Genomic DNA, 26,529 nt, shown 5'->3' on the forward strand with positions numbered 1-26,529 from the left:
CGCCGGGGGTCCGCGTCCCGTCCCGACGCGCACATCCCGGTACGCAAAAGCCGCCGGCGGCCGAAGCTGCTGCTCCGGCCGCCGGCGGCTTTCGTCGATCAGTCCCGTGGTCGGGGTGTGATGCTGGGCAGTAGCCCCTCTCCACCGCCCCCACCGGGATCGGTCGGCTCGGTCGGGTTCTGCCCGCCGTTGTTGCCACCACCGTTGTTGTTGCCGTTGCCGCCGTTGTTCGGGTCGCAGAACAGGCTGAGCGGATCGCAGGTGGGCTGCTGCCCCGGCTGGCCGCCCGGCGGCGGGGGCGGCGGAGGCGGCGGGGCGACCCCGTTCCCCGTGTCGTCCTTACCCACCTTCGCCGCTGGCGGGAAGTCGAGCTTCTCCTTGCCCTTGTGCGCTTGGTCCATGAACCGTTCCCAGATCTCGCCAGGAAGGTTGGCACCGCTGATCTTGCGTCCGTCCTTGAGTCGCAGCGGCTTGCGGTCCTGGGTATTGCCCACCCAGACGGCGGTGGCGATCTGCGGTGTGTATCCGATCATCCACGCGTCGCCGTTCTCCTCGCTGCCCGACTTGAGCTCCCAGGTGCCGGTCTTGGACGCCGCTTTGCGCCCGCCGTCGAGCCGGTGGTTCACCTGTCCCGGGTACTGCTCCAGCACCGAGGTCACGTCGGCCACGACCTTCTCGTCAATGCGCTCCTCCGGCCGGAGTTGCTCGCCGCCCAGCAGCCGCCACTTTCCGGTGTTCGGGTCCTGCTTGTGGACCGAGAAGAGGAAGTGAGCCTTGTTGTACTTGCCCTTGTTCGCGAACGTGGCGACACCATTGGCGTGGTCCAGCACAGTAATCGGGTACTGGCCGTAGCCGACGACGTGGAAGAACGGGCTCGGCGCGATCTCCTTCGGGTCGGTCTTGGTCAGGTCGTAGCCCTTGGGGGGGTTGGTGTCCGAGCGCCACATCATCGTGACGCCGGCCTTCTTGGCCATGTCGATGACCTTGTCCGGTCCGATGTCCTCGGTGACGTGGTAGAAGGGCACGTTCAGCGACTTGAGCGTGGAGACGGTCAGCGTGCAGGAGTCACCGCAGTCGGGGTTGTCGTCGCCGGCGTTGCTGACCTTGAACTTGGTGCCCTCGGGCGTGAACGCCTTGCCCTTCCAGCGCGACTCGAGGGACTTCTCCGCTTGCAGGGCCGCTGCCAGCGTGTAGATCTTGAAGCTCGACCCCGGCGGGTGGCCACCGGTGATTGCGCCGCTGGAGTCGGTGTTCTTGCCGGCGTAGTCGGTGCCGGTGCCGTTGTCACCGCCGTAGTAGCCGAGCACCCGGCCGGTCTTGGGTTCGATCGCGACCACAGCGGCCATCAGGTTCTTTGGCTGGTTGGCCAACTCGGAGTCCTTGGTCTTCCGCTGGGCCGTCTCCACCGCCGCCGCCTGGATCTTCGGGTCGATGGTGGTCCGGATCCTGTACCCGCCCTCCATCAACGCCTGAGAGCAGAGCGGCTTGTCTTTGGTGACCTGCGCCTCGTTGTCGGCGCAGATGCCCTTGTCCCGCATCTCCGCCTTGACGTAGTTGATCACGTTGCCGTACGGGGTGTCGACGCCGAAGTCGACGCCGGTGCCGTTGGTCTTCTTCAGCGACTTGGTCGGGTACTCCGTCGGCGCCTGCGGTCGCCCCGAGGCGTTCAGCCAGCCTTCCTCGATCATGCCGCTAATGACGTAGTCCCAACGCGACTTGGCGTCGGTCGGATTGACCGAGGGGTCGTACCCCTTGTGCGTCGCGGTCGCCTGCGGCTGCTTGATCAATGCCGCGAGCACTGCTCCCTCGGCCACCGACAGGCTCTTCGCCGGCTTGCCGAAGTACGTCTGCGCCGCAGCCTCGATACCGTATGCCCCACGACCGAAGTAGATCACGTTGAGGTAGTTCTGCATGATCTGCTCTTTGGTGTATTCGTCAGTCAGCTTCGAGGCGAGAATGGCCTCCTTGACCTTCCGGGCGTACGTGTCGTCCTTCAGGTTGTCGTAGGCGTTGCGGGCGTACTGCTGGGTAATGGTGGACGCGCCCTGCTTGTCGCCACCGGAGAGGTTGTTCCAAGCGGCACGCGCGATCCCCTTGTAGTCCACCCCGGAGTGCCGGTAGAAGTTCCGGTCCTCAGCCGCAGCGACCGCATCCCTTACGTGCTGCGGGATCTGGTCGATGGAAACCAGCGTACGGTTCTGCTCACCGACCTTCGCGATCAGCGTCTTGTTATCGAATGCGTACAGCGATGTCGCCTGGGGCGGCGGCGTGTCCTCAGGGAGAACCACATTGGTCGAGTAGTACGTGAAGCCGACGACGCCCATGCCGGCGAGCATGATGAAGACGGCGAAGCCGGCGATCAGCATGTTGACGCGCTTGCGCTTCTTCGCCCGGGCCACCCCGTCCGGGTCGCCGGGACCACGCGCACCGCGACCGGGGCCGGTCGGCCCACCGGGGCCACCGGACCCACCGAAGGCGGGCGAGACGCTGGCCCGGGCCACCGAGGCCCGACCGCCGACCGCCGCCGACCCGACGCTCGCCCGACCGGCGGACGCGGCACCCACCGCGGCGGCACCGACGGTCGCCCGGCCGGCCGGTCCGGCCGGAGCAGGGGACACCGGCACCGAGGCACGGCCCGCACCCGCCCGACCGGCTGCGGCCCCGGGCGCCGGGGAGACCGGAACGGAGGCGCGGCCCGGACCGGCACGACCGACCGAAGCGGAGCCCACGGAAGCCGAACCGGCGGCGCCCCGGGCGGGCACCGAGGCGGAGCCGCCGACGGAGGCGCGACCACCGGAGGCGGCGCGGGGCGCGACCGAGGCGCGGCCCGCGGAAGCAGCCCCCTCGGACGCGGCCGACCAGCCGTTTCCGTGCCCATCGGCGCCGGGGCGGCGGTACGCGTCGTCGGCCTGCCCGGGGTCACCGTGCTGGCCCGGAATCTGGGCCCGCCCGCGCGGGGAACTGGGATCGCCGTACGAGTTCATTCCTCACACCCTGCCGGTCGCGGTGGCGCGCGGTTGCGCGGCCACCGGGTTGCCGTGAGTTGAGACACCTGTCGTCGCGGCATCGATGCGCCGGAGCATAGGTGTCAGTTCCGAATCAATCGGGCCAATCAGACCAACGAGCCGTCGGTAGCCCGGGGCGTACGTACGCCGGCCGGGATCAGCCGATCGAGCTGGGATCACCGTTGAGCCTCTCGCCTTCGCCGTCCGACGGACGCCGCCGAGGCGGCCGTGCCGCTCGCCGCGCCCTGGTCCGGCCCGTCCTCGGCCAGTCCGTCCCGCCCGAGCAGGTACTGCTCGACGAGATGGTTCCAGTCACAGCCGAGGCACACCTCCACTACGAAGACCTGGAACTCACGCAGCGTCATCGCCAACACGGGCAACTCCGCCACGGTCCGGGCCTGACCCGCGGACTGCTTGAGTTCGTCCCCGTAAATGTAGTGGACGTGCGTCAGGTTCTCGCTCCGGCAGATCGGACACCGCTGGTCGGTCGGCTCGCCGTGGAACCGCGCAGCGTTCTTCAGGTACGGCGAGGCGTCGCAGACGTCGTAGGTGCCGACCCGTCCGGCGAGGAGCTCACGCAGCACTGCTCGCTTCTGGAGCGAGTAGTCGACGACCTGGCGCTGCGTACGCATGCGGGAAAGGGTACGCGGTCTGGTCCGGCGAGGCGACCATGGTCACGATGCGTGATCGGAGGACCCCGGAACGGGGGTTTGCCCTGATCACCACGATCCGCTAGCGTGCGATGTATCGGTCCGATACATCGCGGCGGTTAGCGCTCCGCGCACAGGGTAAAGGAAGGATGGCCGGTGCTCGAATTCGCCATCCTGGGCCTGTTGCAGGAGGCTCCGATGCACGGCTATGAGCTGCGCAAGGAGCTCACCGCCAAGCTCGGCGCGATCCGGGCGGCCATCAGCTACGGCTCGCTCTATCCGACGCTGCGCAGGTTGCAGGCGGCAGGGTGGATCGCCGAGGCCGCCGAGACGCCCGCCACTGCCGAGGAGGTTCCCGCACTGACCAGCCGGCGAGGCCGGGTGGTCTACAAAATCACCGCGGAAGGCAAGGAACGCTTCGCGCAACTGATCGCGCAAGCCGGCCCCGAGACGTACGACGACACGGGTTTCGGCGTGCACTTCGCGTTCTTCGCCCGGACCGACCAGGCGACCCGCCTCCGCATCCTGGAGGGTCGCCGCCGAAAGATAGAGGAGCGTCGCGAAGGGCTTCGCGACGTGCTCGGCCGCGCGGCCGAGCGCCTCGACGCGTACACCCTGGAACTGCAGCGCCACGGCTTGGACGCCTGTGAGCGCGAGGTCCGCTGGCTGGAGGAGCTCATCGCCAACGAGCGCTCCGGCCGTGCCCCGACAGTCCCACCCGGGACGGCCGGTGGCCGACGAGACAACAACAGCCCGCCTCCGCCTGGAGAGACCAGGAATGAGCGGCCGTGACAGAAAAGAAGGAGGCAGACGCTATGGGCTCCGTCCGCGTCGCCATCGTCGGTGTGGGTAACTGCGCCTCGTCCCTCGTGCAGGGCGTCGAGTACTACCGGAACGCCGACCCCAACGACCGGGTCCCGGGTCTCATGCACGTCACCTTCGGCGACTACCACGTCTCGGACGTGCAGTTCGTCGCGGCGTTCGATGTCGACGCCAAGAAGGTGGGCATGGACCTCGCGGAGGCGATCGTCGCCAGCGAGAACAACACCATCAAGCTCTGCGACGTGCCGCCGACCGGCGTCAGCGTGCAGCGCGGCCCGACCTTCGACGGCCTGGGCCAGTACTACCGCGAGATCGTCGAGGAGTCCGACGCCACGCCGGTCGACGTGGCGCAGGCGCTGCGCGACGCGCAGGTCGACGTCGTCGTCTCCTACCTGCCGGTGGGCTCGGAGCAGGCCGACAAGTTCTACGCCCAGGCCGCGATCGACGCCGGCTGCGCGTTCGTCAACGCCCTGCCGGTCTTCATCGCCTCCGACCCCGAGTGGGCGAAGAAGTTCGAGGACGCGGGCCTGCCGATCGTCGGTGACGACATCAAGAGCCAGGTCGGCGCCACCATCGTGCACCGCGCGCTGGCGAAGCTCTTCGAGGACCGCGGTGTCGAGCTGCTGCGCACGTACCAGCTCAACTTCGGCGGCAACATGGACTTCATGAACATGCTGGAGCGCAACCGCCTGGTCTCGAAGAAGATCTCGAAGACCCAGTCGGTGACCTCCCAGATCCCGCACGAGATGAGCAAGAGCGACGTGCACATCGGCCCGTCGGACCACGTGCCGTGGCTCGACGACCGCAAGTGGGCGTACATCCGCCTGGAGGGCCGCTCGTTCGGCGACACCCCCCTCAACGCCGAGCTCAAGCTCGAGGTGTGGGACTCGCCGAACTCGGCCGGCGTCATCATCGACGCGGTCCGCGCCGCCAAGATCGCGCTGGACCGCAAGATCGGTGGTCCGATCCTGTCGGCCTCGTCGTACTTCATGAAGTCCCCGCCGGTGCAGTACGCCGACCACGACGCGCACGCCGCCGTCGAGGCGTTCATCGCCGGCGACATCGAGCGCTGACGCGCCGATCGCCACACCGTCGAGGGCCGGGTCCGCAGGGACCCGGCCCTCGCCGTCGGTTCAGGCCGACATCTCCAGGTACGGCGACAGCCGCAGCGCCAACTCCTCGACGGAGTCGACCTCGCCGCTGGTCAGCGCGTCGGTCAGCGCCATCCGATCCTTGGCGGGCATGGTCAGCCGGAAACCTGACCGACTCAGGAAGACGCGCATCGCGGCCCAGGCGAGCCCGGCGTTCCACAGGTCGAGGGGACGCCACATCATCAGTCCGTGCAACAGCGCTGCGGCCTTGTCCAGCACGGTCGGATAGGCGGCCCGCCCGATCAGGCGCGCGTGCGGCCGGTCCGCCGCCGCGACCAGGATCCCGGCATCTCGCACCTGGCTGCGCGGGCCGGTGTGCTCGGCGAGCAGGGTCAGCAGATCCTCGGCGTCCGGCCAGGGGCGCGTCACCGGTCGCCCAGCATCTCGAAGAACTCCGCGTCCTCTTCGAAGACCCGGCGGGCGGCCTGGCGAGTCCACTCGTCGCGCCCGTGCCGATCCAGGTAGGCCTGAACCGCCACCTCGACCGTCTTGTGCATCGAGCGGTGCTCCGCCTCAGCGAGTTCCTTGAGCCGCTGCTCGACCTCGGGCTTCAGGTTCAGGGTGAAGGCCATACCAGATTTGTATAACTCGTCCGTCCGCACGTCAACCACGCCGGCACTCGCTTGTTCAGCCGCCCGACCAGGCACGCCGCAGGGCGACCCCGGCCTCCAGCTCGAGCAGCTTGACCTTGCGGTCCAGGCCACCGCCGAAGCCGACCAGCTTCCCGCCGGCGCCGACGATCCGGTGACAGGGCACCAGCACCGGGATCGGGTTGCGGTTGCAGGCGACCCCCACCGCCCGGGCGGCACCCGCCTCGCCCACGTCCCGGGCCACCTCCCCGTACGTGAGTGTCTCCCCGTACGGGATCCGGGTCATCGCCGCCCACACCGCCCGCTCGAAGTCGGAGCCGCGCGGTGCCGCCAGCGGCACGGTGAAGTCGGTCAGCTCGCCCGCGAAGTACGCCCGCAGCTCCGCCGCCGCCTGTGTCGACACCGCGTCCACCGGCTCGTCGGCGGCGCCCTCGACCCGGCCGAAGTGCGCCCCACGCACCGCCGCCCCGTCGGTGGCCACCGAGAACTCACCGATCGGCGACTCCAGCACGGTCCATCGCATGCACCCATTGTCGCCGATCGGCTCGGCGCTCAGAGCAGGGTGATCCCGAGCAGCAGGGACCCGGCGCTGAGGCTCACGCCACCGGCGACGGTGAGCAGAATCAGCCTGTTGGGCGTGGTGTCCTGCGGCCGGACGACCGACAGGAAGAAGCCCAGGGGCATCAGGATCGGCGCGGCGACCAGCAGGGTCCGGATGAGGGTTCGGGTGCCGTCGGAGGCGTCGGCCTGGTCGACGTAGGGCAACACCGCGAGCGCGAAGAGCACCAGCACCCCGGCGTGCGCGTGCCCGGCCGTCCACAGGCCGCGACGTACCGGGTTGTCCAGGTAACCGGCCTTGCGGCGGGCGAGGTGCATGAGCAGGGTCAGCCCGCCGTACGCGATGGTCACCACGGTGACCAGCAGGATGCCGGCGGTGGTCAGGGTTGCCGAGGACATGGGGACACCTCCGTCTTGTCAACGACAAGATTGTGGGACCCGGTCGAACTTGTCAATGACTAGATGCAGGCCCGGACGTCGGCGCCCGACAGCCGGCGACGGCACCGGCGGTGTTGCCCCAGGTCGATACCGTTCGGATCGTGGCCACGGGGACATTGATCTTCCTCATCATCGGGGTGGTGGGGGTCGCGGTACTGGCCCTCGCCCTGCTCGGCACCGAGCTGCTCCATTTCGGTCAGCCGGATCTCGACGGGCCCGTCTCGACCGAGGCGGCCGCCGGGTTCGTCGGGGCCTTCGGCTTCGGCGGTGCCATCGTCAACGAACTGCTCGGTGCGCGTACGCCCGGCATGGTGGCGCTGGCCGCGGCCGGGGGCGTCCTCGCGGCCGTGCCCACCGCGTGGGTCGCGGCCCGCCTGAGCCGTGCGGCCCGGAACATGCCGACCGATCCCACACCCACCCGCAACGACCTGGTCGGCGCGCTCGGCCTGGTCGTCTCGCCGGTGCCCGTCGACGGTTACGGCGAGGTCCGGGTACGCGTCGCCGGCGCGCCGGTGAAGCTCAACGCCCGCGCCGACCGGCCGATCCCGGTGGGTGCCCGGATCTTCGTAGTCGAAGCGCTCAGCGAGACCAGCGTGCACGTCGAGACCTACTGAACCCCTCCCAACGCCGAAAGAAGGCACTGCCCATGTTCCTCGTCATCGCCATCGGCGGCGCGGTCCTGCTGTTCCTCGTCCTCGTGTTCTTCGTGCTCTCCCGGATCAAGGTCGCCGGGCCGAACGAGGCCTTCATCGTCACCGGCCGCAAGGGCCGTACGACGCAGACCGCCGACGGCGGCCGGTCGACCGACATGTCCGGGCAGAAGGTCGTGCTGGGCGCCTCGGTGTTCGTGCTGCCGGTGGTGCAGAAACTCCAGTCGCTCGACCTGTCCAGCCGGCGGATCGACGTGGGCATCCGGGGCGCGGTGAGCAAGCAGGGCATCCGCGCCGACCTGCACGGCGTCGCGATCGTCAAGGTGGGCGGCACGGAGGACGCGATCCGCGCGGCCGCCCAACGCTTCCTGCACCAGCAGGACGAGATCGACAACTTCACCCGGGAGGTGCTGGCCGGCGCGCTGCGCTCGATCGTCGGCCGGCTCACCGTGGAGGAGGTCATCCGGGACCGGGCGGCGTTCGCCAGCGCGGTCGCCGAGGAGGCCGAGCACTCGATGACCAACCAGGGCCTCGTGCTCGACACCTTCCAGCTCCAGGACATCCTGGCCGAGGGGTCGTACCTCCAGGACCTCGGTCGTCCCGAGGCGGCCCGGGTCCTCAAGGACGCGGCCATCGCCGAGGCCCGCGCCCGGCAGCAGGCCGAACAGGAGCGGCTGCTCGCCGAGGAGGCGATCGCCGAGGCCAACCGGAACCTGTCGCTCAAGCAGGCCGCCATCCAGGCGGAGATCGACGCCGCCAGGGCGAAGTCGGCGGCGGCCGGGCCGCTCGCCCAGGCCGAGCGGGACCAGGCGATCCTCTCCGAGCAGCAGAAGGTTGCCGAGCGCAACGCCGAGCTGAAGCAGCGCCAGCTCGACACCGAGGTGCGCAAGCCGGCGGACGCGGCCCGCTACAAGGTGGAGCAGGAGGCCGAGGCGGCCCGCAACGCGGCGGTGCTCAACGCCGACGCGCAGCGCCAGGCGGTCATCGCCGCCGCCCAGGCCGCCGCCGAGCAGTCCCGCCTCACGGGTGAGGGTGAGCGGGCCCGGCGCGCGGCACTCGCCGAGGCCAACGCCATCGAAGGCGCCAAGGAGGGCGAGGCCGAGCAGCGGCGCCGGTCCGCGATCGCCGAGGCGGTCGAGCGGGAGGGGCGGGCAGAGGCGGCGGCCATCCTGGCCAAGGGCGAGGCGGAGGCGGACGCGATGGCGCGCAAGGCCGAGGCGTTCGCCGCGTACGGGGAGGCGGCGGTGCTCGACCTGCTGGTCAAGGTGCTGCCGCAGGTGGTCGAGGCGGCCAGCGCCCCGATCGGCGCGATCGACAAGATGACCGTCATCTCGACCGACGGCGCGTCCTCGCTGACGAAGTCGGTGGCCGGGAACGTGGCCCAGGGGCTCCAGTTGGGCACCGACCTCACCGGCATCGACCTGGCCGGGATGCTGGGCCGGCTGGCGACCTCCCGGGACGACGGGCGCCCGGTGGCGGGTACGGCGGTGGAGAAGGCCGCCTGATCCTGCCCGGCACGCCCCGGGTGTCGACGACGAAGCGCCCGCCGCACCGCTTGTCCAGCGGTACGGCGGGCGCCTTCGTGTCGCGTCAGATGGCGGCGATGGTGAAGCTCTCCCACAGGCCGAGGCCCAGGGTGTCGTAGTTGTTCCAGTCGACCCGCCGGTTCGCGATCAGCGGAAGGCTGCCGGCCCTCTCCGCCGTCACCGCCTCCTCGTCGACCCAGGCCACCAGCTTGACCGAACCGTCGGCCAGGTTGTCGTGGACGTAGAACGACTCCCAGTTGCCGAGTGCCACACCACGCGCGATCAGCGACCGGGTTCCGGCCCCGTCCGCCATGACGAACTTGCCGTTGATCAGCGCCCGGAAGCCGGTGGCGTAGTACGGGTCACGCACCATCTCGAACTTCTCCCACGCCCCGACGGCGGTGGCCCGGGCGATGAGCGGCTTGGTGCCGGCCCCGTCCGCCATGACGTACTTTCCGTTGGCGTGGGCCTTGATCGACACCACGGTGGGGGGAGCCTCGAGGTCGAACTTCTCGGTGGTGCCGATGGTGGTCTTGCTGGCGATCAGCGGTGCGGTGGTGCTCGCGGCGCTGACGTACTTGCCGTTGATCGCAGCCTTGAGGCTGAGGCTGCCGTCGTTGTTGTGGAGGATCTGGAACTTCTCCCACGGCCCGACGGCGGTGGCCCGGGCGATGAGCGGCTTGGTACCGGCGCTCTCCGCGACCACGTACCTTCCGTTGATCCTGGCCCGCAGTGCGACGTGACCGCTGCCGGCGTCGACCACGTCGAACTTCTCCCACGGCCCGAGGGCCGTTGCCCGGGCGATCAGCGGCTTGGTGCCGGCGCTCTCGGCGACGACGATGTTGTTGTTGTACCGCGCCCGGAGGCCGAAGGAACTGCGCGCGACCTGGTTGCCTCCGACGTGGAGCAGCCGGTCCACGGAACCCCTGGTGTCGTGCACCGCACCGGACACCGCCCGGGTGACGATCTGGTCGCGCACCTGCTGCGGCGTCCAGGTCGGGTTCTGCGCCAGCAGCACCGCCGCCGCGCCGGCGACGTGCGGCGCGGCCATCGAGGTGCCGCTGTACGTCGCCGTCTCGGTGTTGCCGGGACCGATCATCGAGGAGTTGATCGCGACACCGGGCGCGAAGACGTCGACGCAGCGACCGTAGTTGGAGAAGTCGGCGCGGAAGTCGAACCGGTCGGTGGCGCCCACCGTGATCGCCGGAGCGGCGCTCGCCGGGCTGTAGTTGCAGGCGTCCGCGTCCGAGTTGCCCGCGGCGATCACGAAGGTGATGCCGTTCGCGCTGGACCGGCTGACCGCGTCGTCCACGCTCGGAATCCGGCCGCCGAACCCGATGCTCATGTTGACGACGGACGGACCCTCGGCGTTGGTGGCGATCCAGTCGAGGGCGGCCAGGACCTCCACGGTGGTGCCGGGCGGCGGCAGCGAGGGATCGGCCGGCTGGCAGCCGATGACCCGCAGCGCCACCAGCTTCACGTTCTTCGCGACGCCGTGGTCGGCGCCGCCGACCGTACCCGCCACGTGGGTCCCGTGACCGTCGCACGGGTCGTCGGCGACGGCGTCGTTGTCGATGAAGTCGTAGCCGTGGCTGGCCCGGCCGCCGAAATCCTCGTGGTCGATGTCCACGCCGGTGTCCACGATGTACGCCGTGACGTCGCTCGCGTCACCGGCGTACGTGTAGGAGCGGTTGAGCGCCGGCAGGACCTGGTCGATCCGGTCCAGGCCCCAGGAGGGCGGGGTGCTCTGGGTGCCGGTCGGGAACACCCGCCGCACCTGCTCGACGTAGGCGACGTCGGGGTCGGCGGCCAGACGCGCCGCCTGCACCTTGGTCATCTTCGCCGAGTAGCCGTTCAGGGCCCGGCTGAAGACCTTGCGGACCGTGCCGCCGTTCTCCCTGGCGAGCGTGGAGGCGGCGGACTTCACCACGGCGGGGGTGGCCTTCTTGTCCTTCAGGACCACGATGTACTGGTCCGGCACGGCCACGGCGTCCGGGACCCCACGAACCTTCGCGGGCTCGGGAAGGGAAGGCCCGGCCGTCGCCGGGCTGGCCGCCAGCGTGGTCGTCACTGTGGTGAGGGTGGCGAGGGCGAGCCCCGCCACGGCCGTACGGCGCACGACGCCGCGGCGAATCTTCACATGGTCTCCCCGTGAGAACGAGATCCGCATCCGTCCACGTCGGACGGGGGAGCAGCGGCCTTCGGCGATCGCCGGCGGGCCGGTGCCGGTCCATCATCCGGCAAGGTCCACTCCAAGCGCGTCAACCGTTCGGTCGACACGCCGGCGTTTCGTCGTAGGTTTCGATGTTCGTCGGCAGACGTTCGGCCGCGCGATGCCTCAGAGGCCCTGCTCGCGGGCCCACCGCAGCAGTTCCGCCTCGGCCTCCTCGCGGTCCAGCGGGCCGCGTTCCAGGCGGATTTCCTTGAGGTGCTTCCACGCCCGGCCCACCAACGGCCCCGGCGGCACGCCGAGCAGTTCCATGATCGCGTTGCCGTCCAGGTCGGGGCGGACCCGGGCGAGGTCCTCCTCGGCCGCGATGCGGGCGATCCGCTCCTCCAGGGCGTCGTAGTCGGCCGCGAGCTGGGCCGCCTTGCGCCGGTTGCGGGTCGTGCAGTCGGAGCGGGTCAACTTGTGCAGCCGGGGCAGCAGGTCACCGGCGTCGGCGACGTACCGCCGGACCGCCGAGTCGGTCCACTCGCCCCGCCCGTACCCGTAGAAGCGCAGATGCAGCGCGACCAGGCCGACCACCTGCGAGGTGATCTCCTTGGAGAAGCGCATCGCCTTCATCCGGTTCTTCGTCATCCGCGCCCCGACCACCTCGTGGTGGTGGAAGCTGACCCGGCCGTCCGGGCCGACCGACTTGGTGGCGGGCTTGCCCACGTCGTGCATCAGCGCGGCCATCCGCAGGACGAAGTCCGGACCGTCCTCCTCGTACGAGACGGCGTTGCTCACCACGGTCAGGGTGTGCTCGTAGACGTCCTTGTGCTGGGCGTGCTCGTCGATCTCCAGCTTCAACCCGGTCAGCTCGGGCAGGAACCGCTCGGCCAGCCCGGTGTCGACCAGCAGCCGCAGCCCGGTGATCGGGTCCGCGCCGCACAGCAGTTTGGTGAACTCGTCGCGGATCCGTTCGGCGGTGATCCGGTCCAGGTCGGCGGCCATCCTGCTCATCGCCGTGTGCACGTCGGGATGCACCGCGAAGCGCAGCTGCGCCGCGAACCGCGCGGCCCGCAGCATCCGGAGCGGATCGTCGCCGAACGACTCCCGCGGCGTCCCCGGCGTACGGATCACCTTGGCCGCCAGGTCGGCGAGGCCGCCGTGCGGGTCGGTGAACCGGTGGTCGGGCAGGCTCACCGCCATCGCGTTGATCGTGAAGTCCCGCCGCTTCAGGTCCTCGGACAGGTCGGTCCCGTACTCGACCACCGGGTTTCTGGTGACCTGGTCGTACGACTCCGCCCGGTAGGTGGTGATCTCCAGCCGCAGCCCGTCGCGCTGGAGGCCGATGGTGCCGAACTCCCGACCGGTCTCCCAGATCGACTCGGCCCAGCCCCGGACGACGCGCAGCGTCTCGTCCGGGTGCGCGTCGGTGCAGAAGTCCAGGTCGTCGCCGAGCCGGCCGAGCAGCGCGTCGCGGACCGAACCGCCCACCAGGTGCAGCTCGTGACCGGCCTTCGCGAACCGGCGGCCCAGCTCGTCGGCGACCGGGGAGACCCGGAGGAGTTCGGCGACGGCGTTGCGCTGCGCGGCGGTGAGGTCGCGACGGTCGGCGGCGTGAGGTGCGGAGGCTTCGGACATGGGATCGCCAGCCTATCGGGCCGGCACGGGAACTGGTCCGCCGGGCGCGGGTGAGCGGTCGAGGTTGACTATGGTTTGGGCGTGCGGGGCGCTGCCCGGCTTCGACACACCCCGGGAGGCGACACGATGAGCGGCGGGCTCTACCGCAGCGCGAACGCCGCGCAGGGGGGCGGTGACCCGAACGGCCGCGAGCCGTCGGACGGCGCCACCTTCATCTCCGCCGAACCGCTGAACCAGCCGGCGATGGAGTCGACCGCGCCGCCGCAGGAGCAGGTGGGCGAGGCCAGTGCCGCGACCAACAGCGCGGTGATGGCGGTCGGCAGCCTGGTGAGCCGGGGTACGGGGTTCCTGCGCACCCTGGCGATCACCGCGGCGCTCGGCTCGGCGGTCGGCGACGCGTACACCACCGCGCAGATCCTGCCCGGAATGGTGTACGAGTTCCTGCTCGGCGGCATCCTCACCAGCGTCCTGATCCCGGTTCTGGTACGCCGGCGCAAGTTCGACGGCGACGGCGGCCAGGCGTACACGCAGCGGCTGCTGACCCTGGCGGTGCTCGCGCTCGGCGCGGCGGCGCTCGTGGCGGTGGCCCTCGCTCCGGTGCTGACCTGGTTGTACGCCAGCGACGAGTCGAGTCAGGACTACCAGAGCCTGGTCACCAGGCTGGCCTACCTGATGCTGCCGATGATCTTCTTCACCGGCCTGTCCGCGCTGATCAGCGCGGTGCTCAACACCCGTGGTCACTTCGCCGCACCGATGTGGGCGCCGATCCTCAACAACATCGTCGTCATCGCGACCGCCGGCCTCTACATCGCGATCTTCACGACGGACGCGATCGACCCGGGCGAGATGACACCGGGCCGCATCCTGCTGATCGGCGGCGGCACCCTGCTCGGCGTCGCCGTCCAGGCCGCCGGGTTGCTTCCGGCGCTGCGCAAGGTCGGTTTCCGGTGGCGGTTCCGATTCGACTTCCGGGCGCTGGGGCTGGGCGAGCTGGGTCGGCTGGGCGCCTGGATGTTCTGCTACGTGGCGGTCAGCCAGCTCGGCCTGATCGTGGTGTTCAACCTGCTGAGCCGGGCCGGCAAGGGCAACGCCGGCCCGCTGATCTACAACAACGTCTTCCTGCTGCTGATGATGGCGCACGGCATCATCGCCGTCTCGATCATCACCGCGCTGATGCCCCGGATGAGCGCCGCCGCCGCCGACGGCCGGTACGCCGACCTGGCGGCCGACCTGTCCCGGGGCACCCGGACCGTCTCGGCGGTGCTCGCACCGGTCGCGGTCTGCTACGCGGTGCTGGCCGGCCCGATCGCCTTCACCCTCTTCCGGTGGGGCGCCTTCACCGACAGCGACGCGCAGGCGACCGCCCCGGTGCTGTTCTTCGCCGCGGTCGCGCTGGTGCCGTTCGCGGTCAGCCAGCTCTTCACCTTCGCCTTCTACGCGCTGCCCGACACCCGGACGCCCGCGCTGATCAACATCCCGGTGGTGGCCCTGCGGGCCGGCGTCCAGGTCGTCCTGTTCGCGGCCTTCACCCCGAGCTTCGCCGCGTCCGGGATGATGATCGGCAACGCGGTCTCGTACCTCGCCGCCGCCATCGCCTCCGCCTGGCTGCTGCGCCCCCGGGTGGGACGCATCGGACTCGGTGGCATCCTGCGGACCCTCGGCCGGGTCGCGGTCGCCGCGCTGGGCGCGGCGCTGGTCGGCCTGCTGGTGGTCAAGCTGCTGCCCGGCGACGACACGCCGACCCGGCTGGAGGCGATCGTCCAGTTGGTGGTCGGCGGCGCGGTCATCGGCGGGACGTACCTCGGCCTGGCCATGGTGCTGCGGATCCGCGAGATCACCGAGGTGGTCGGCATGGTCCGCAGTCGACTCGGCCGCTGAGCCTCCGGCCCCGGGCCGGGAACGGACCGCACGCTGAGTGAACGAGGATCACCAGGCTGGGGATGCGGCTGTGGATAACTCTCCGATCCACCGCTCAGCGGCCCGATCGGCCTGTGGATAACCAACCGGACGGTTGAGCGTGGGGGGCCAGTCGGCGGGAACCCGGCAAGCGTCGGCCGCCGCCATGCTCCGGTCCGGCCCCTCCGGCGACCACGTGCGGTCAACCTCTAGATTGGCTGGTACAGGTGCCGGCAACGTGGATGACAAGGGTCGTAACGGGACCAGGCCATCGACAACCGGCAGCCCGGCCGGCAGCGGCGGGAAGATGACATGTCGGTGAGACGGCCGGCACGGGTAAGGTCGCTGTCAACGGGTACGGCAGGCGCCGGCGCTCGCGCCGACACCTGTCGGCTGGTTCCTTGGAAGGCAGAGCGGGAAGCCACATGCCCAGCAGCGCGGGTCCATCGATCGACACGATCACCGAGGGAGGACGGGTGACCCAGGTCGGCGAGGGTCAGGAGGCGGAGGAGAGCGCTCCGCCGGTCATGACCTTCGGTGCTCCCACGGCCGGTGAAGTCCTCGCCGAGCGGTACGAGCTGGTCGAGCACATCAACAACGACAGCGCGGGCCGACTGGTCTGGCGGGGCGTCGACGTCGTACTACGCCGTCCGGTCGCCGTCGTGCTGCGCTACCCGGGTGGCGACTCCGCCACCGAGATGCTCCAGGCCGCCGTCGCGGCCAGCCGCGTCATCCACCCGAACCTCGTCGGTGTCTACGACGCGATCGACGAGGACGAGCGGGCGTACGTGGTGCGCGAGTGGGTCGACGGGCAGTCCCTGCGGGAGCTGGTCGCCGACGGGCCGCTGGACCCGGCCCGTGCCACCGCCATCGGCAACGCCGTGGCCAGCGCCCTCGCCGCCGTCCACGCCACCGACATGGTGCACGGCAACGTCCACCCCGGCACGGTCATGATCAGCGACGAGGGCCGGGTGGTCCTGGCCGACGCGCGCACCGACGGCGCCGACAGCCAGGACATCGACGTCCGCGCGGTCGGTGGTGTCCTCTACTTCGCGCTGACCGGTCACTGGCCGCACACCGAGGTGCCACTGCACGGTGCCACCGCTGGTCACGGCCGCGCGTCGATCCCCGACGCCGTCCGGGACGCCGCCGGGGTGCTGGCCGCTCCCCGACAGGTCCGGGCCGGTGTGCCGGCGTACCTCGACGACCTGACCATGGACCTGCTCGACGCGGAGATCGCCCCGCCGCCGTCCGACGTGCTCGCCGCCGAGCTGGGCCGGCTGGACGTACCCGCCGACGACCACTACCTGGACAGCGCCGGACCGCTGCGGTTCGCCGCCGACACGGAGGACGAGCCGTCGCCGCTGGCCGCCGCGGGCGGTCGGAAGGTCGCCATCGGCATCGCGGGTCTGCTGGCGGTCGCCCTGGTCGGCCTTTTGATCGGCATCAGCGTGCTGGGCGGGGACGACAAGAGCCCCGGCACCAACCCGGTCGCGGCCCCGAGCTCCAACCCGCCGGCCAACGGCGAGGCCACCCCGGCGGCCACCGCCGCGCGCAAGCTGACCGTGCGGGAAGCCCGGATCATCGACCCGGACAGCAAGCTCCGCGACGAATTGGGCGGCGCCGACAAGATCATCGACGGCGACCCGGACAAGGTGTGGGGCACCGACACCTACACGGCGGCCAAGTTCGGTAACAGCAAGAGCGGCATGGGGGTGTGGCTGGACCTGGGCGCGCCGCACAACGTCAGGTCGGTGCGGGTCAACCTGTCCGCCCGGGGCGCGTCCGCCGTCCTGTACGCCGGCACCACGACGCACCCGTCCACCTCCGCCGGTGACAAGGCTCTGGTGACGAGCTACAAGCGCACGCAGATCGGCCAGCCGTTCGAGGGCTCGCAGTCCGGCACCACGATGTACTTCGACGGCTTCAAGTCGGACCAGAAGTACCGGTACCTCCTGGTGTGGATCACCGAGTTGCCCTCGAACGACCGGGGCTACCAGATCGACGTCGAGGAAATCACGGTCCAGGGGTCGTGATCCGGCCAGCCCGTCCCGGTCACCGCATCCGCAGGACGCGGCGGTGAGCGTGGACGGCGGGCAGAGGACCGGACCGGTGGGCGGCGCGAGCGGCACACCGGTCCCGTCGTCGACGGACCCCACCGACCTCGACCTGCTGCACGCCCACGTCGCCGGTGACCGGGACGCGTTCGCCGAACTGTTCCGCCGGCACCGGGACCGGCTCTGGGCGGTGGCCCTGCGGACCGTCGGTGACCGCGAGGAGGCCGCCGACGCGCTCCAGGACGCGCTGCTCTCGGCCCACCGCGCGGCCGGTCGGTTCCGGGGCGACTCGGCGGTGACCACCTGGCTGCACCGGATCGTGGTGAACGCCTGCCTGGACCGCATCCGGCGCCGGCAGACGCACCGGACCGTGCCGCTGCCGGACGGCGTCCACGACACCGGATCGGGCTCCGCGACCGGCGGGGTGGAACCCGCCGCACCGGCACCGGACCACGACACCGCGCTGGTCGTCCGGGACGCTCTCGTGGCGCTGCCGGTCGAGCAACGTGCCGCGCTCATCCTCGTCGACGTGCAGGGGTATCCGGTCGCCGAGGCGGCGCTGATCCTGGGTGTGGCCGAGGGGACGGTCAAGAGCCGGTGCGCCCGGGGCCGGGCACGGCTGGCCCGGTCGCTGGGTCACCTGCGGCCCCGGTCCGCCGCCGGGCGAGAGGTGCCGGCCGGCATTGAGACCGCCGAGGCGATCGTGCCGGCCGTCACGTCCGGGAACCCGCAGCCCTCCGGCAACGTCGGATCGGGGTCGGGGCGGTCCCGGCGGGGCGCCAGACAGGAGGACGCGTGACGACCGGGCAGTTCCGCGAGGTCGACCACGACCTGCTCGCCGACTACGTCGGCGGGGCGCTGGACGGCACCCCGGAGGAGGCGACCGTCGCGCGACTGGTCGACGAGGTGCCCGCCTGGACTGACGCGTACGCCCTGCTCGCCCCGGCCGTCGCGGACGTCCGGGACGACCTGGCGGCGTGGGGGGCGGTGCCGGTGGCGATGCCACCGGACGTGACCGACCGGATCTCCGCCGTTCTCGTGCACGCCGACGCCGAAGACGCCGCCAGCGACGTGGCCGGACCGGTCGACGCCACCACCGGTGCGCCCGACCCCGTCGGCCGACACATCGGTGGGCGGGCCGGGAACGCGGTGCCGGCACAGCCGCTCGGCGGTCGACGCCCGGCGGTCGTGTCCGGACCTGCGCCGGACCGGGGTGCGGCAACCGGACCGGGGCGGCGGCAGCGGCGCTGGACCCGGGTCGCCGGGCCGATCGCGCTCGCCGCGGCGTCGCTCGCGGTGGTCGGGCTCGGCCTCCAGCAGGTGGCCGGGCGCGGCGGTGGCGACACCGCGACGTCGGAGCTGGCCCACCCGGAGGTAGCCACCCCCGCCGCCGGCTCGGCGTTCCGGACCGTCGAGCCGCCGCAACGCAGCGGAGTCGAGTACACGGCCGAGGTGCTGGCCAGCCGGCCCTCCATGCCGAGCCGTGCGTTGGCCAGCGGCGTCCCGGGCGTCCGACCGGGCCAGCAGGACGACGAGGGTCGGGTCGCCGGTCCGGCCTCGCTCGACCGGCTGAACGATCCCGCGGCGCTCGACGCCTGCCTCGCCGCGATCACCGCCGAGCACGGCAGCGCCCCGCTCGTGGTGGACGTGATCGATTACGCCCGCTTCCAGGGCGAATCGGCGCTGATCGTGCGGTTCACGGACGCCACGGGTACGAGGTGGTCCTGGGTGACCGGTGCCGAGTGCGGCGTCCCGGGGTCCGGCTCGGACGCGCGCTTCCGTACGCGGGTAGGGTGAAAACGCGGTCACCGGGCGTTTGACCGTCCACGTGACGTGACCCACCGGATGCCCGGCTCGGGAATCCCCGGTTCGTACGATGACGTTCTGCACATCAGGCTGCCGGCGACCCGCGCGAGGCGTCGGCATCGGATCGGCACCGGTGCGCGCGCCGGGGTCGAACACACACCATCGGGAGACGGCAGTGGACGAGGTCCGCAACCTGATCATCATCGGCTCCGGGCCGGCCGGTTACACGGCGGCGGTCTATGCCGCGCGCGCCAACCTCAACCCGCTCGTCATCGAGGGCGTGCAGTCCGGCGGCGCCCTGATGACCACCACCGAGGTGGAGAACTTCCCCGGCTTCGCCGACGGCATCCTCGGCCCCGAGCTGATGGACAACATGCGCAAGCAGGCCGAGCGGTTCGGCGCGGAGTTCCTCACCGACGACGTGACCCGGGTCGAGCTGAAGGACACCGGCGAGACCGGCTCCGACGCGCTGAGCACCGTCTGGGTGGGCGAGACCGCGTACCGGTCGAAGGCCGTCATCCTCTCCACCGGTTCGGCCTGGCGGCCGCTGGGTGTTCCCGGCGAGCAGGAGTACCTGGGCCACGGCGTCTCGTCCTGCGCGACCTGTGACGGCTTCTTCTTCCGCAACCAGCACATCGTGGTCGTCGGTGGCGGTGACTCGGCGATGGAGGAGGCGAGCTTCCTCACCCGCTTCGCCGAGTCGGTGACCATCATCCACCGCCGTGACTCGTTCCGCGCCAGCAAGATCATGGCTCAGCGGGCGATGGGCAACGAGAAGATCAAGGTGGAGTGGAACACCGTGGTCGAGGAGGTGCTCGGCTCCGACGGCAAGGTCTCCGGCGTACGGGTCCGCAACGTGCACACCGGCGAGTCGAAGGTCCTCGACGTCACCGGCGTCTTCGTGGCCATCGGTCACGACCCGCGCAGCGAGCTCTTCCGTGGGCAGGTGGACCTCGACGACGAGGGGTACGTGAAGGTCGAGGCGCCCAGCACGCGTACCAGCATCCCCGGTGTCTTCGCCGCCGGTGACGTCGTCGACCACACCTACCGGCAGGCGATCACCGCCGCCGGCACCGGCTGCGCGGCCGCACTGGACGCCGAGCGCTTCATCGCCACGCTGCAGGGCTGACCAACAGTTACACATCCCCAAGGAGGGTCATAGTGGGAGCAACCAAGGCGGTCACCGACGCCAGCTTCGCCAGCGAGGTTCTCAAGTCCGACAAGCCGGTTCTGGTGGACTTCTGGGCTGAGTGGTGTGGCCCGTGCCGGAAGGTCTCTCCGCTGCTGGAGGAGATCGCCGGCGAGATGGGTGACCAGGTCACCATCGTCAAGCTCAACATCGACGAGAACCCGGAGACCGCGCGCACCTACCGGGTGATGTCGGTGCCGACCCTCACCGTGTTCAAGAACGGCGAGCCGGTGCAGTCCATCGCCGGCGCGAAGCCGAAGGGCGAGCTGGTCAAGCTCATCGAATCTGCGCTCTGAGCTGCCCGGACGTCTCCACGTCGACCCCGTACCCGGTCCGCCGGGCGCGGGGTCGACGTCATTTTCCCGGCGTGCCCACCTCACGGCCACCGAGCGCATAACCTCAAGCCTGGGGCCGCCCGGCCAGCCAGCGTCCGTGCAGAGGGGGTCGTGCGTGCGTCCGATCCGACCCGGTGACCGTGGACCCGCGGTCACCGAGATCCGTACGGTGCTCTCCGCCCTCGACCTGCTCGGGCCGGCGACCGCGCCCGACGCCGACGACTTCGACGCACACACCGAACGCGCCGTCCGCGCCTTCCAGCAGTCACGCGGGCTCAGCGTCGACGGCCGGGTCGGTGCGGAGACCTGGCGCGCACTCGACGCCGCCCGCTGGCGGCTCGGCGCCCGCACGCTCTACCACGCGGTGCCCGAGCCGCTCACCGGCGAGGATGTCCGGACGCTGCAGGAGCGCCTCCTGGAGATGGGGTACGACGTGGGCCGCGCGGACGCCATCTACGGCGTACGGACCTCCCGCGCGGTCGCCCAGTTCCAGCGGGAGGTCGGACTGACCCCGGACGGCACCTGCGGTCCGCACACGATGAACGCGCTGCGCCGCCTCGGCCGCAAGGTCGTCGGCGGCCGGCCGCAGTGGCTGCGGGAGTCCGACGCCATCCGCCAGTCCGGCCCGACGCTCGTCGGTCGAACCGTCGTCATCGACCCCGGCCACGGTGGGACCGACCCGGGGGTGGTGGTGCCCGACGGCACGCTGCGGTGGACCGAGGCGGACCTGGTGCACGACCTGGCCAGCCGGCTGGAGGGGCGGCTCGCTGCCTCCGGAGTGCGGGTGCAGCTCACCCGGGGACCGGCGCAGCGCGCCTGCCTGCCCGACGTGGAGCGGGCCCACCTTGCCAACTCGCTCGGCGCGGACGTCTTCATCTCCCTGCACTGCGACGGGCACGCCAACCCGGCTGCGGAGGGAGTCGCCACGTACCACTACGGCACCGACAACGGGGTCACCTCGGCGACCGGTGAGCGGTTGGCGGGGCTGGTGCAGCGGGAGATCGTCGCGCGTACCGGGCTGCGCGACTGCCGTACGCACGCCAAGGCGTGGGACCTGCTGCGGCTGACCCGCATGCCGGCGGTACGCGTCGAGATCGGTTACCTCACCTCGCCCGACGACCGGGCCCGGCTGGTCGACCCCAGGTTCCGGGACACCCTGGCCGAGGCCGTCGTGGCCGCCGTCCAGCGCATGTACTTCCCGATCGAGCGGGACGTGCCGACCGGGTCGATCGACGTCAGCGAACTGCGGGCGGTGGTCGCCGCCGGCACGGTGGTCGACTGACCACCGTCGCCGCCGGCACGGTGGTCGACTGACCACGTCCCTCACCCCGTCGTGGAGCGGGTCGCGGGCGCCGGCCGCACCGGGCGGAGGAGCGTCTCCGGGCTCATCGAGCCGAGCAGCTTCTCCAGCGCGTACTCGACGTCGGACTTCCAGCTCAGCGCGGTTCGCAGCTCCAACCGCAGCCGGGGGAAACGCGGGTGGGGCCGGACCGTCTTGAAGCCCACGGAGAGAAAGAAGTCGGCGGGCGCGACGCAGGTGCCGGTCGGGTCGGCCGCGTCACCGAACTTGGCGTCCCCGAACGCCTCGATCGCCTTGATGCCGCGCTTGGTGAGGTCCCGGGCGACGCCCTGCACCAGCATCCGGCCCAGCCCACCGCCGGCGAAGGCGGGGACCACGTTGGCCGTCATCAGCAGCGCCGCGTCGGCGGACACCGGGGAGGTGGGGAAGGCCATCGAGCGGGGCACGTAGGCCGGTGGGGCGTACATGACGAAACCGGCCGGCATGCCGTCGACGTAGACGAGCTTGCCGCAGGACCCCCACTCCAGCAGCGTCTGCGAGACCCAGGCCTCCTTCTCCAGGCCGGGGTCACCCGCCGAACAGGCACGGTCGGCGGAGACCGGGTCCAACTCCCAGTAGACGCACTGCCGGCACGGGCGGGGCAGGTCCTCCAGGGTGTCGAGGGTCAAGCTCACCAGACGTCGCGACATTGGCGCATCCCCACATTAGGCTCGGGGTGAGACCGGCACGAACGACACCACCGCGATCCCTGCCCCCGACGAGCGATCGTACGCCGCGATCGGACGCGACGGGAGGGGACGCGCGAAACCCCACCCGGCGGCGGGACCCGGTCCGGGATGTGGAAGGTCGATGCCGGCACCGCGACCAGCCGGTCCCGGGCGACTAGTATCGACAGTCGGCGCCCCGAGCCGCCCATGGTCGCCGGTGTCCCGGGTACCCGGGGCGGAAACCACCCGAGCAGCCATCGAGGTGATGTCATGACCGGCACGACGCTCGACGACTACACCGACCGGTACGCCCGTCGTGTGCGGGGCATGACCGCCTCGGAGATCCGCGCCCTCTTCGCGGTCGCCAGCCGGCCGGAGGTGGTGTCCCTCGCCGGTGGCGCCCCCTACATCGCGGCACTGCCGCTGGACGCCGTCGGTGAGATGCTCGGCCGGCTCGGCTCGGAGCACGGCGCCACCACCCTCCAGTACGGCATCGGCCAGGGCACCCCGGAGCTGCGCGAGCGGATCTGCGAGGTGATGTCGCTGTCCGGCATCGACGCCGGGTGCGGCGCCTCCCCGGAGGACGTGGTGGTGACGGTCGGCGGCCAGCAGGCCCTCGACCTGGTGGCCCGGCTCTTCCTCGACCCGGGTGACGTGGTGCTCGCCGAGGGGCCGACCTACGTCGGCGCGCTCGGGGTGTTCCAGGCCGCCCAGGCCCAGGTGGTGCACGTCGCGATGGACGACGACGGGCTGGTCCCCGAGGCCCTGGAGGCGGCGATCGCCGAGCAGGCGCGGGCCGGCCGCCGGGTGAAGTTCCTCTACACCATCCCGACGTACCAGAACCCGACCGGCGTGACGCTGACCGAGGAGCGGCGGGAGCGGGTGCTCGACATCTGCGAACGCGCCGGCCTGCTCGTGGTCGAGGACGACCCGTACGGTCAGCTCGGTTTCGAGGGTGACGCGCCGGCGCCGTTGCGCGCGCGGCGCCGCGACGGCGTCTTCTACCTCAGCACGTTCTCCAAGACCTTCGCGCCAGGCCTGCGGGTCGGCTGGATCCTCGCGCCGCACGCGGTCCGCGACAAGCTGGTGATCGCCAGCGAGGCGCAGATCCTCTGCCCGAGCGGTTACGCGCAGGCCGCCGTCTCCACCTACCTGTCCACGATGCCGTGGCGACAGCAGCTCAAGGTGTACCGCGAGGTCTACCGGGAGCGGCGCGACGCGTTGCTCGACGCGATGGCCGACCTCATGCCGGCCGGCACCACGTGGACCACCCCCGCCGGCGGCCTCTTCGTCTGGGCGACCCTGCCCGACGGGCTGGACTCGAAGGCGATGATGCCGCGGGCGATCAACGCCCGCGTCGCGTACGTGCCGGGCACCGGCTTCTACGCCGACGGCTCCGGCAGCGGCAACATGCGGCTCAACTTCTCCTTCCCGTCGCCCGAGCGGATCCGTGAGGGCGTACGCCGGCTGGCCGGGGTCATGGAGCAGGACATCGCCATGCGGCGGGTGTTCGGGGCGGTGGGCGGCCCCGGTGGGCGCCGTGGCCGGGCCGGCTCGGACGCGCCTGGTCCCGACTTGGCATGATTCCGGCATGGGTCCCACCGCTGCCGACCGTTCCGTCGTGACCGATCCCGCCGTCACCGCCGACCTGCGCGTCGTGGTCCTCGCCGGTGGCCTCTCCTACGAGCGGGACGTCTCGCTGAGGTCGGGCCGTCGGGTACTCGACGCTCTGCGCGCCGTCGGCGTCGAGGCCGAGCTGCGCGACGCCGACGTGGCCCTGCTGCCGGCGCTGGCCGCCGACCCGCCCGACGCCGTCGTGATCGCCCTGCACGGCGCCACCGGCGAGGACGGCTCGCTGCGGGGGGTCCTCGACCTCTGCGACGTCCCGTACGTCGGTTGCGACGCCCGCGCGTCCCGTCTCGCGTGGGACAAGCCCTCCGCGAAGGCGGTGCTGCGGGAGGCCGGCATCCCGACCCCGGACTGGGTGGCCCTGCCGCACGACCGTTTCTCCGAGCTGGGTGCCGTCGCGGTCCTCGACCGCATCGTCGACCGGCTGGGACTTCCGCTGATGGTGAAGCCCACGCAGGGCGGGTCGGGCCTGGGCGCCGCCGTGGTCCGGGACGCGGCGGCGCTGCCGGCCGCGATGGTGGGTTGTTTCGCGTACGACTCGACGGCGCTCGTCGAGCGGTACGTGCCGGGCATGGACGTGGCGGTCTCCGTGGTCGACCTGGGCGACGGTCCGCGCGCGCTGCCGGCGGTGGAGATCGTGCCGCGCAACGGGGTGTACGACTACGCCGCCCGCTACACCGCCGGCCGGACGACGTGGCACACGCCGGCACGGCTCGACCCGACGGTGGCCGACACCGTTGCCGAGGTCGCCCTCGCCGCACACACCGCTCTGGGCCTGCGGGACCTCAGCCGGGTCGATCTGATCGTCGACCCGGCCGGTCAGCCGCACGTCCTGGAGGTGAACGTGTCGCCGGGGATGACCGAGACCTCGCTGCTCCCGCTGGCGGTGCAGGCGGCCGGCCTCGACTTCGGCCGCGTCATCGGCTCCCTGGTGGCCCGGGCGGCTGCTCGCCGCCGCTGAGCGCGGCCACCTCTCGGTCTCGTCCGGTCTCTCCCTCAGTCCGCCGCGCGCTCGCGCTCCGTGGTGGCCTTGACGTCGTCGTCGTGGGCGTCGTCGTCGGCTTCGTGGGCGTCGTCGTGGGCGTCGTCGTCGTGGGCGTCGTCGTCGTGGGCGTCGTCGACGCCGTTGTGGGCGTCGCCACCGGGCGGCGGCAGGGGCGTCTCCTCGTCCGACTCGATCACGGAGACGGGCTCCTCCTCCGGGCCGTCGGCGGCAGTGGCGGGAGAAGCCGCCGCGGCCGCGAGGCTCGACGGGGCCTGCCACTGGATACGCGGAGGTTCGGCGAGCGGTCGGCCGCCGAACTCGGCCAGCCAGGCCGCCACCATCGCCAGGTTCTCCCGCCACCTGGTCTCGGAGATCGGCGGCAGGATGGAATCCCACAGAGACAGGAAGGTGCCCCGCAGCTGAAGCTGACCGTACGGCCGGGCCAGGAACCACATGTGCAGGTGCGCCGACCCGTCACCCCAACGGTTCACGTGGACCCGGGCGACCCCGTCGAGGGACCGGATGGCCTTTTCGAGCCGTACCGTCATGACCCCGAGTTCGGCGGCCAGCAGATTCGGCAGGTCACCGAGATCGAGATGCGAGCGGGATTCCAGGATCAGCACCATCGGCAGGCCGGTCGGCCGGTCCATCGCGCGGACCCGCCACCGCTCACCGACCCAGATGTACGCGTCGTCGGGAGCGTTGCAGGCGGTGCATTCCCGGTGGCCCTCGCCCTTACGGGGTGGCTCGACCGGCACCGGATCATCGAGTTTCTTGACCCGAAGGTCACCTTCGAACGGAAAGGACGGCCACTGGGTGAAGTCCGGGACTGAGGGAGGGGTGTCGTGCACGACGCTGACCCTAGTCGTTCCCGGGACGGCTGTCCCTACCCGATCCATCGGTCGTCGCCGCTTCCCAAGCCATCCGGCAGCCCTCCTCAACAGCGATATCCACAGGCTGCTGAGGCGTCAGCCACACCGCGTAATCCACAGGTCAGCGGCCTGTTTCACGCGCTGTTTCACGTGAAACGGGTGCTGCCTGTGGACAACGGCTGTGGATAACTCCGGAAGCCGGTTGAAGGTTGTCCAGTCGTTGCTGCGCGTGGCAGGGGTGACCGGTTCCTGATCTCTGTTTCACGTGAAACACGCCCCGGGAGGGCCGCCGTTTCCCTGTCGCTGGGATCACCTCCGTTGCCTGCCGACGCCTGTCGGTGGCCGTGTGGTCCGCGCCGTCGCGGGTCCAGCAGATCCGCCCCCAGCGGCCACCGGCAACTCTTCCGGCCGCTCGCCTCGAACTGCCCGCTGGGCGACGCCGGGTCGGTTACCGCCGCGCCTCCGCCGTCACACCCGGCCGCTGCGCCCACCGTCGTCGCACGACCTCCACGCCCACCCATCACCCTCGCGGTCGCGCCGCGCCACCGTCACGCGTTCGCGCCGCCCACC

23 protein-coding genes are annotated in these 26,529 nt (G+C 71.2%); 13 read left to right on the top strand and 10 right to left on the bottom strand.

Features of this window, described 5'->3' with window-relative positions; all coding sequences use genetic code 11:
- Window positions 1-98: 98 nt before the first annotated feature.
- Both ACTMSW_RS23940 and ACTMSW_RS23945 read right to left on the bottom strand, forming a co-directional pair.
- The gene (locus ACTMSW_RS23940) at window positions 99-2,984 is read right to left on the bottom strand and encodes a transglycosylase domain-containing protein (protein ID WP_441182918.1); all 2,886 of its coding nucleotides are present in this window, start codon (window positions 2,982-2,984) and stop codon (window positions 99-101) included.
- A gap of 197 nt (window positions 2,985-3,181) precedes the next feature.
- Window positions 3,182-3,637, bottom strand: a complete 456-nt coding sequence (locus ACTMSW_RS23945; protein ID WP_441182919.1) for a DUF5318 domain-containing protein — start codon at window positions 3,635-3,637, stop codon at window positions 3,182-3,184.
- Between the two features lie 174 nt (window positions 3,638-3,811).
- Between ACTMSW_RS23945 and ACTMSW_RS23950 the strand changes: the two genes are divergently transcribed.
- Both ACTMSW_RS23950 and ACTMSW_RS23955 read left to right on the top strand, forming a co-directional pair.
- Window positions 3,812-4,447 (top strand): PadR family transcriptional regulator, encoded by a 636-nt coding sequence (locus ACTMSW_RS23950; protein WP_441182920.1) that lies wholly within the window; start codon window positions 3,812-3,814, stop codon window positions 4,445-4,447.
- Window positions 4,448-4,470: 23 nt separating this feature from the next.
- The gene (locus tag ACTMSW_RS23955; RefSeq protein ID WP_441182921.1) at window positions 4,471-5,550 is read left to right on the top strand and encodes an inositol-3-phosphate synthase; all 1,080 of its coding nucleotides are present in this window, start codon (window positions 4,471-4,473) and stop codon (window positions 5,548-5,550) included.
- Window positions 5,551-5,610: 60 nt separating this feature from the next.
- Here ACTMSW_RS23955 and ACTMSW_RS23960 read toward each other — a convergent pair whose 3' ends face one another.
- Genes ACTMSW_RS23960 through ACTMSW_RS23975 form a run of 4 tightly spaced genes read right to left on the bottom strand, consistent with a single transcriptional unit; the run spans window position 5,611 to window position 7,175 of the window.
- The gene (locus tag ACTMSW_RS23960) at window positions 5,611-5,997 is read right to left on the bottom strand and encodes a type II toxin-antitoxin system death-on-curing family toxin (RefSeq protein WP_441182922.1); all 387 of its coding nucleotides are present in this window, start codon (window positions 5,995-5,997) and stop codon (window positions 5,611-5,613) included.
- Window positions 5,994-6,200: a ribbon-helix-helix domain-containing protein gene (locus ACTMSW_RS23965; protein WP_441182923.1), complete on the bottom strand. Its 207-nt coding sequence runs from the start codon at window positions 6,198-6,200 to the stop codon at window positions 5,994-5,996. Before ACTMSW_RS23965 ends, ACTMSW_RS23960 begins: the two co-directional genes overlap by 4 nt.
- A gap of 55 nt (window positions 6,201-6,255) precedes the next feature.
- Window positions 6,256-6,741, bottom strand: a complete 486-nt coding sequence (locus ACTMSW_RS23970) for a methylated-DNA--[protein]-cysteine S-methyltransferase (RefSeq protein WP_441182924.1) — start codon at window positions 6,739-6,741, stop codon at window positions 6,256-6,258.
- Window positions 6,742-6,770: 29 nt separating this feature from the next.
- Window positions 6,771-7,175, bottom strand: coding sequence for a hypothetical protein (locus tag ACTMSW_RS23975; RefSeq protein WP_441182925.1), 405 nt, complete (start codon window positions 7,173-7,175; stop codon window positions 6,771-6,773).
- A 110-nt stretch (window positions 7,176-7,285) separates the two neighbouring features.
- Between ACTMSW_RS23975 and ACTMSW_RS23980 the strand changes: the two genes are divergently transcribed.
- Both ACTMSW_RS23980 and ACTMSW_RS23985 read left to right on the top strand, forming a co-directional pair.
- Window positions 7,286-7,828 (top strand): hypothetical protein, encoded by a 543-nt coding sequence (locus ACTMSW_RS23980; RefSeq protein WP_441182926.1) that lies wholly within the window; start codon window positions 7,286-7,288, stop codon window positions 7,826-7,828.
- A gap of 32 nt (window positions 7,829-7,860) precedes the next feature.
- A complete protein-coding gene (locus ACTMSW_RS23985) occupies window positions 7,861-9,369 on the top strand; it encodes a flotillin family protein (protein ID WP_441182927.1) in 1,509 nt (502 codons plus the stop codon).
- Window positions 9,370-9,454: 85 nt separating this feature from the next.
- On the opposite strand, the gene ACTMSW_RS23990 is transcribed toward ACTMSW_RS23985, so the two are convergent.
- Together ACTMSW_RS23990 and ACTMSW_RS23995 are read right to left on the bottom strand one after the other, a co-directional pair.
- Window positions 9,455-11,530: a S8 family serine peptidase gene (locus tag ACTMSW_RS23990; protein WP_441182928.1), complete on the bottom strand. Its 2,076-nt coding sequence runs from the start codon at window positions 11,528-11,530 to the stop codon at window positions 9,455-9,457.
- 198 nt (window positions 11,531-11,728) lie between these two features.
- Window positions 11,729-13,183 carry a CCA tRNA nucleotidyltransferase gene (locus tag ACTMSW_RS23995; protein ID WP_441182929.1) on the bottom strand — a complete coding sequence of 485 codons (1,455 nt, stop codon included), beginning with the start codon at window positions 13,181-13,183 and terminating at the stop codon, window positions 11,729-11,731.
- A 126-nt stretch (window positions 13,184-13,309) separates the two neighbouring features.
- Between ACTMSW_RS23995 and murJ the strand changes: the two genes are divergently transcribed.
- From murJ to ACTMSW_RS24030, 7 genes are all read left to right on the top strand, one after another.
- Complete coding sequence (murJ, locus tag ACTMSW_RS24000; RefSeq protein WP_441182930.1) at window positions 13,310-15,061, top strand: murein biosynthesis integral membrane protein MurJ; 1,752 nt, start codon at window positions 13,310-13,312, stop codon at window positions 15,059-15,061.
- 443 nt (window positions 15,062-15,504) lie between these two features.
- Window positions 15,505-17,115, top strand: coding sequence for a protein kinase family protein (locus tag ACTMSW_RS24005; protein ID WP_441182931.1), 1,611 nt, complete (start codon window positions 15,505-15,507; stop codon window positions 17,113-17,115).
- 43 nt (window positions 17,116-17,158) lie between these two features.
- Complete coding sequence (gene sigM / locus ACTMSW_RS24010; RefSeq protein WP_441182932.1) at window positions 17,159-17,935, top strand: RNA polymerase sigma factor SigM; 777 nt, start codon at window positions 17,159-17,161, stop codon at window positions 17,933-17,935.
- Window positions 17,932-18,933: a hypothetical protein gene (locus tag ACTMSW_RS24015; RefSeq protein WP_441182933.1), complete on the top strand. Its 1,002-nt coding sequence runs from the start codon at window positions 17,932-17,934 to the stop codon at window positions 18,931-18,933. The genes sigM and ACTMSW_RS24015 overlap by 4 nt, the downstream gene beginning before the upstream one ends.
- A 184-nt stretch (window positions 18,934-19,117) precedes the next feature.
- Entirely contained in the window at window positions 19,118-20,071 is a 954-nt protein-coding gene (gene trxB, locus ACTMSW_RS24020) for a thioredoxin-disulfide reductase (RefSeq protein ID WP_441182934.1), read from the top strand.
- A 32-nt stretch (window positions 20,072-20,103) separates the two neighbouring features.
- Window positions 20,104-20,427, top strand: a complete 324-nt coding sequence (trxA, locus tag ACTMSW_RS24025) for a thioredoxin (protein ID WP_357028384.1) — start codon at window positions 20,104-20,106, stop codon at window positions 20,425-20,427.
- Between the two features lie 154 nt (window positions 20,428-20,581).
- Window positions 20,582-21,748 (top strand): N-acetylmuramoyl-L-alanine amidase, encoded by a 1,167-nt coding sequence (locus ACTMSW_RS24030; RefSeq protein ID WP_441182935.1) that lies wholly within the window; start codon window positions 20,582-20,584, stop codon window positions 21,746-21,748.
- Between the two features lie 41 nt (window positions 21,749-21,789).
- Here ACTMSW_RS24030 and ACTMSW_RS24035 read toward each other — a convergent pair whose 3' ends face one another.
- A complete protein-coding gene (locus ACTMSW_RS24035; RefSeq protein ID WP_441182936.1) occupies window positions 21,790-22,455 on the bottom strand; it encodes a GNAT family N-acetyltransferase in 666 nt (221 codons plus the stop codon).
- A gap of 288 nt (window positions 22,456-22,743) precedes the next feature.
- Here ACTMSW_RS24035 and ACTMSW_RS24040 point away from each other — a divergent pair, with 288 nt between their 5' ends.
- Both ACTMSW_RS24040 and ACTMSW_RS24045 read left to right on the top strand, forming a co-directional pair.
- A complete protein-coding gene (locus tag ACTMSW_RS24040) occupies window positions 22,744-24,057 on the top strand; it encodes a PLP-dependent aminotransferase family protein (RefSeq protein ID WP_441182937.1) in 1,314 nt (437 codons plus the stop codon).
- Window positions 24,058-24,064: 7 nt separating this feature from the next.
- On the top strand, window positions 24,065-25,063 hold the full coding sequence (locus ACTMSW_RS24045; protein WP_441182938.1) for a D-alanine--D-alanine ligase family protein: 999 nt from the start codon (window positions 24,065-24,067) through the stop codon (window positions 25,061-25,063).
- Between the two features lie 35 nt (window positions 25,064-25,098).
- Here the strand turns inward: ACTMSW_RS24045 and ACTMSW_RS24050 are convergent, their stop codons facing one another.
- On the bottom strand, window positions 25,099-25,938 hold the full coding sequence (locus tag ACTMSW_RS24050; RefSeq protein WP_441182939.1) for a hypothetical protein: 840 nt from the start codon (window positions 25,936-25,938) through the stop codon (window positions 25,099-25,101).
- Window positions 25,939-26,529 lie beyond the last annotated feature (591 nt).

The sequence above is a fragment of the Micromonospora sp. BQ11 genome (genome assembly GCF_052068135.1).
In the GTDB taxonomy this organism is placed as follows: domain Bacteria; phylum Actinomycetota; class Actinomycetes; order Mycobacteriales; family Micromonosporaceae; genus Micromonospora.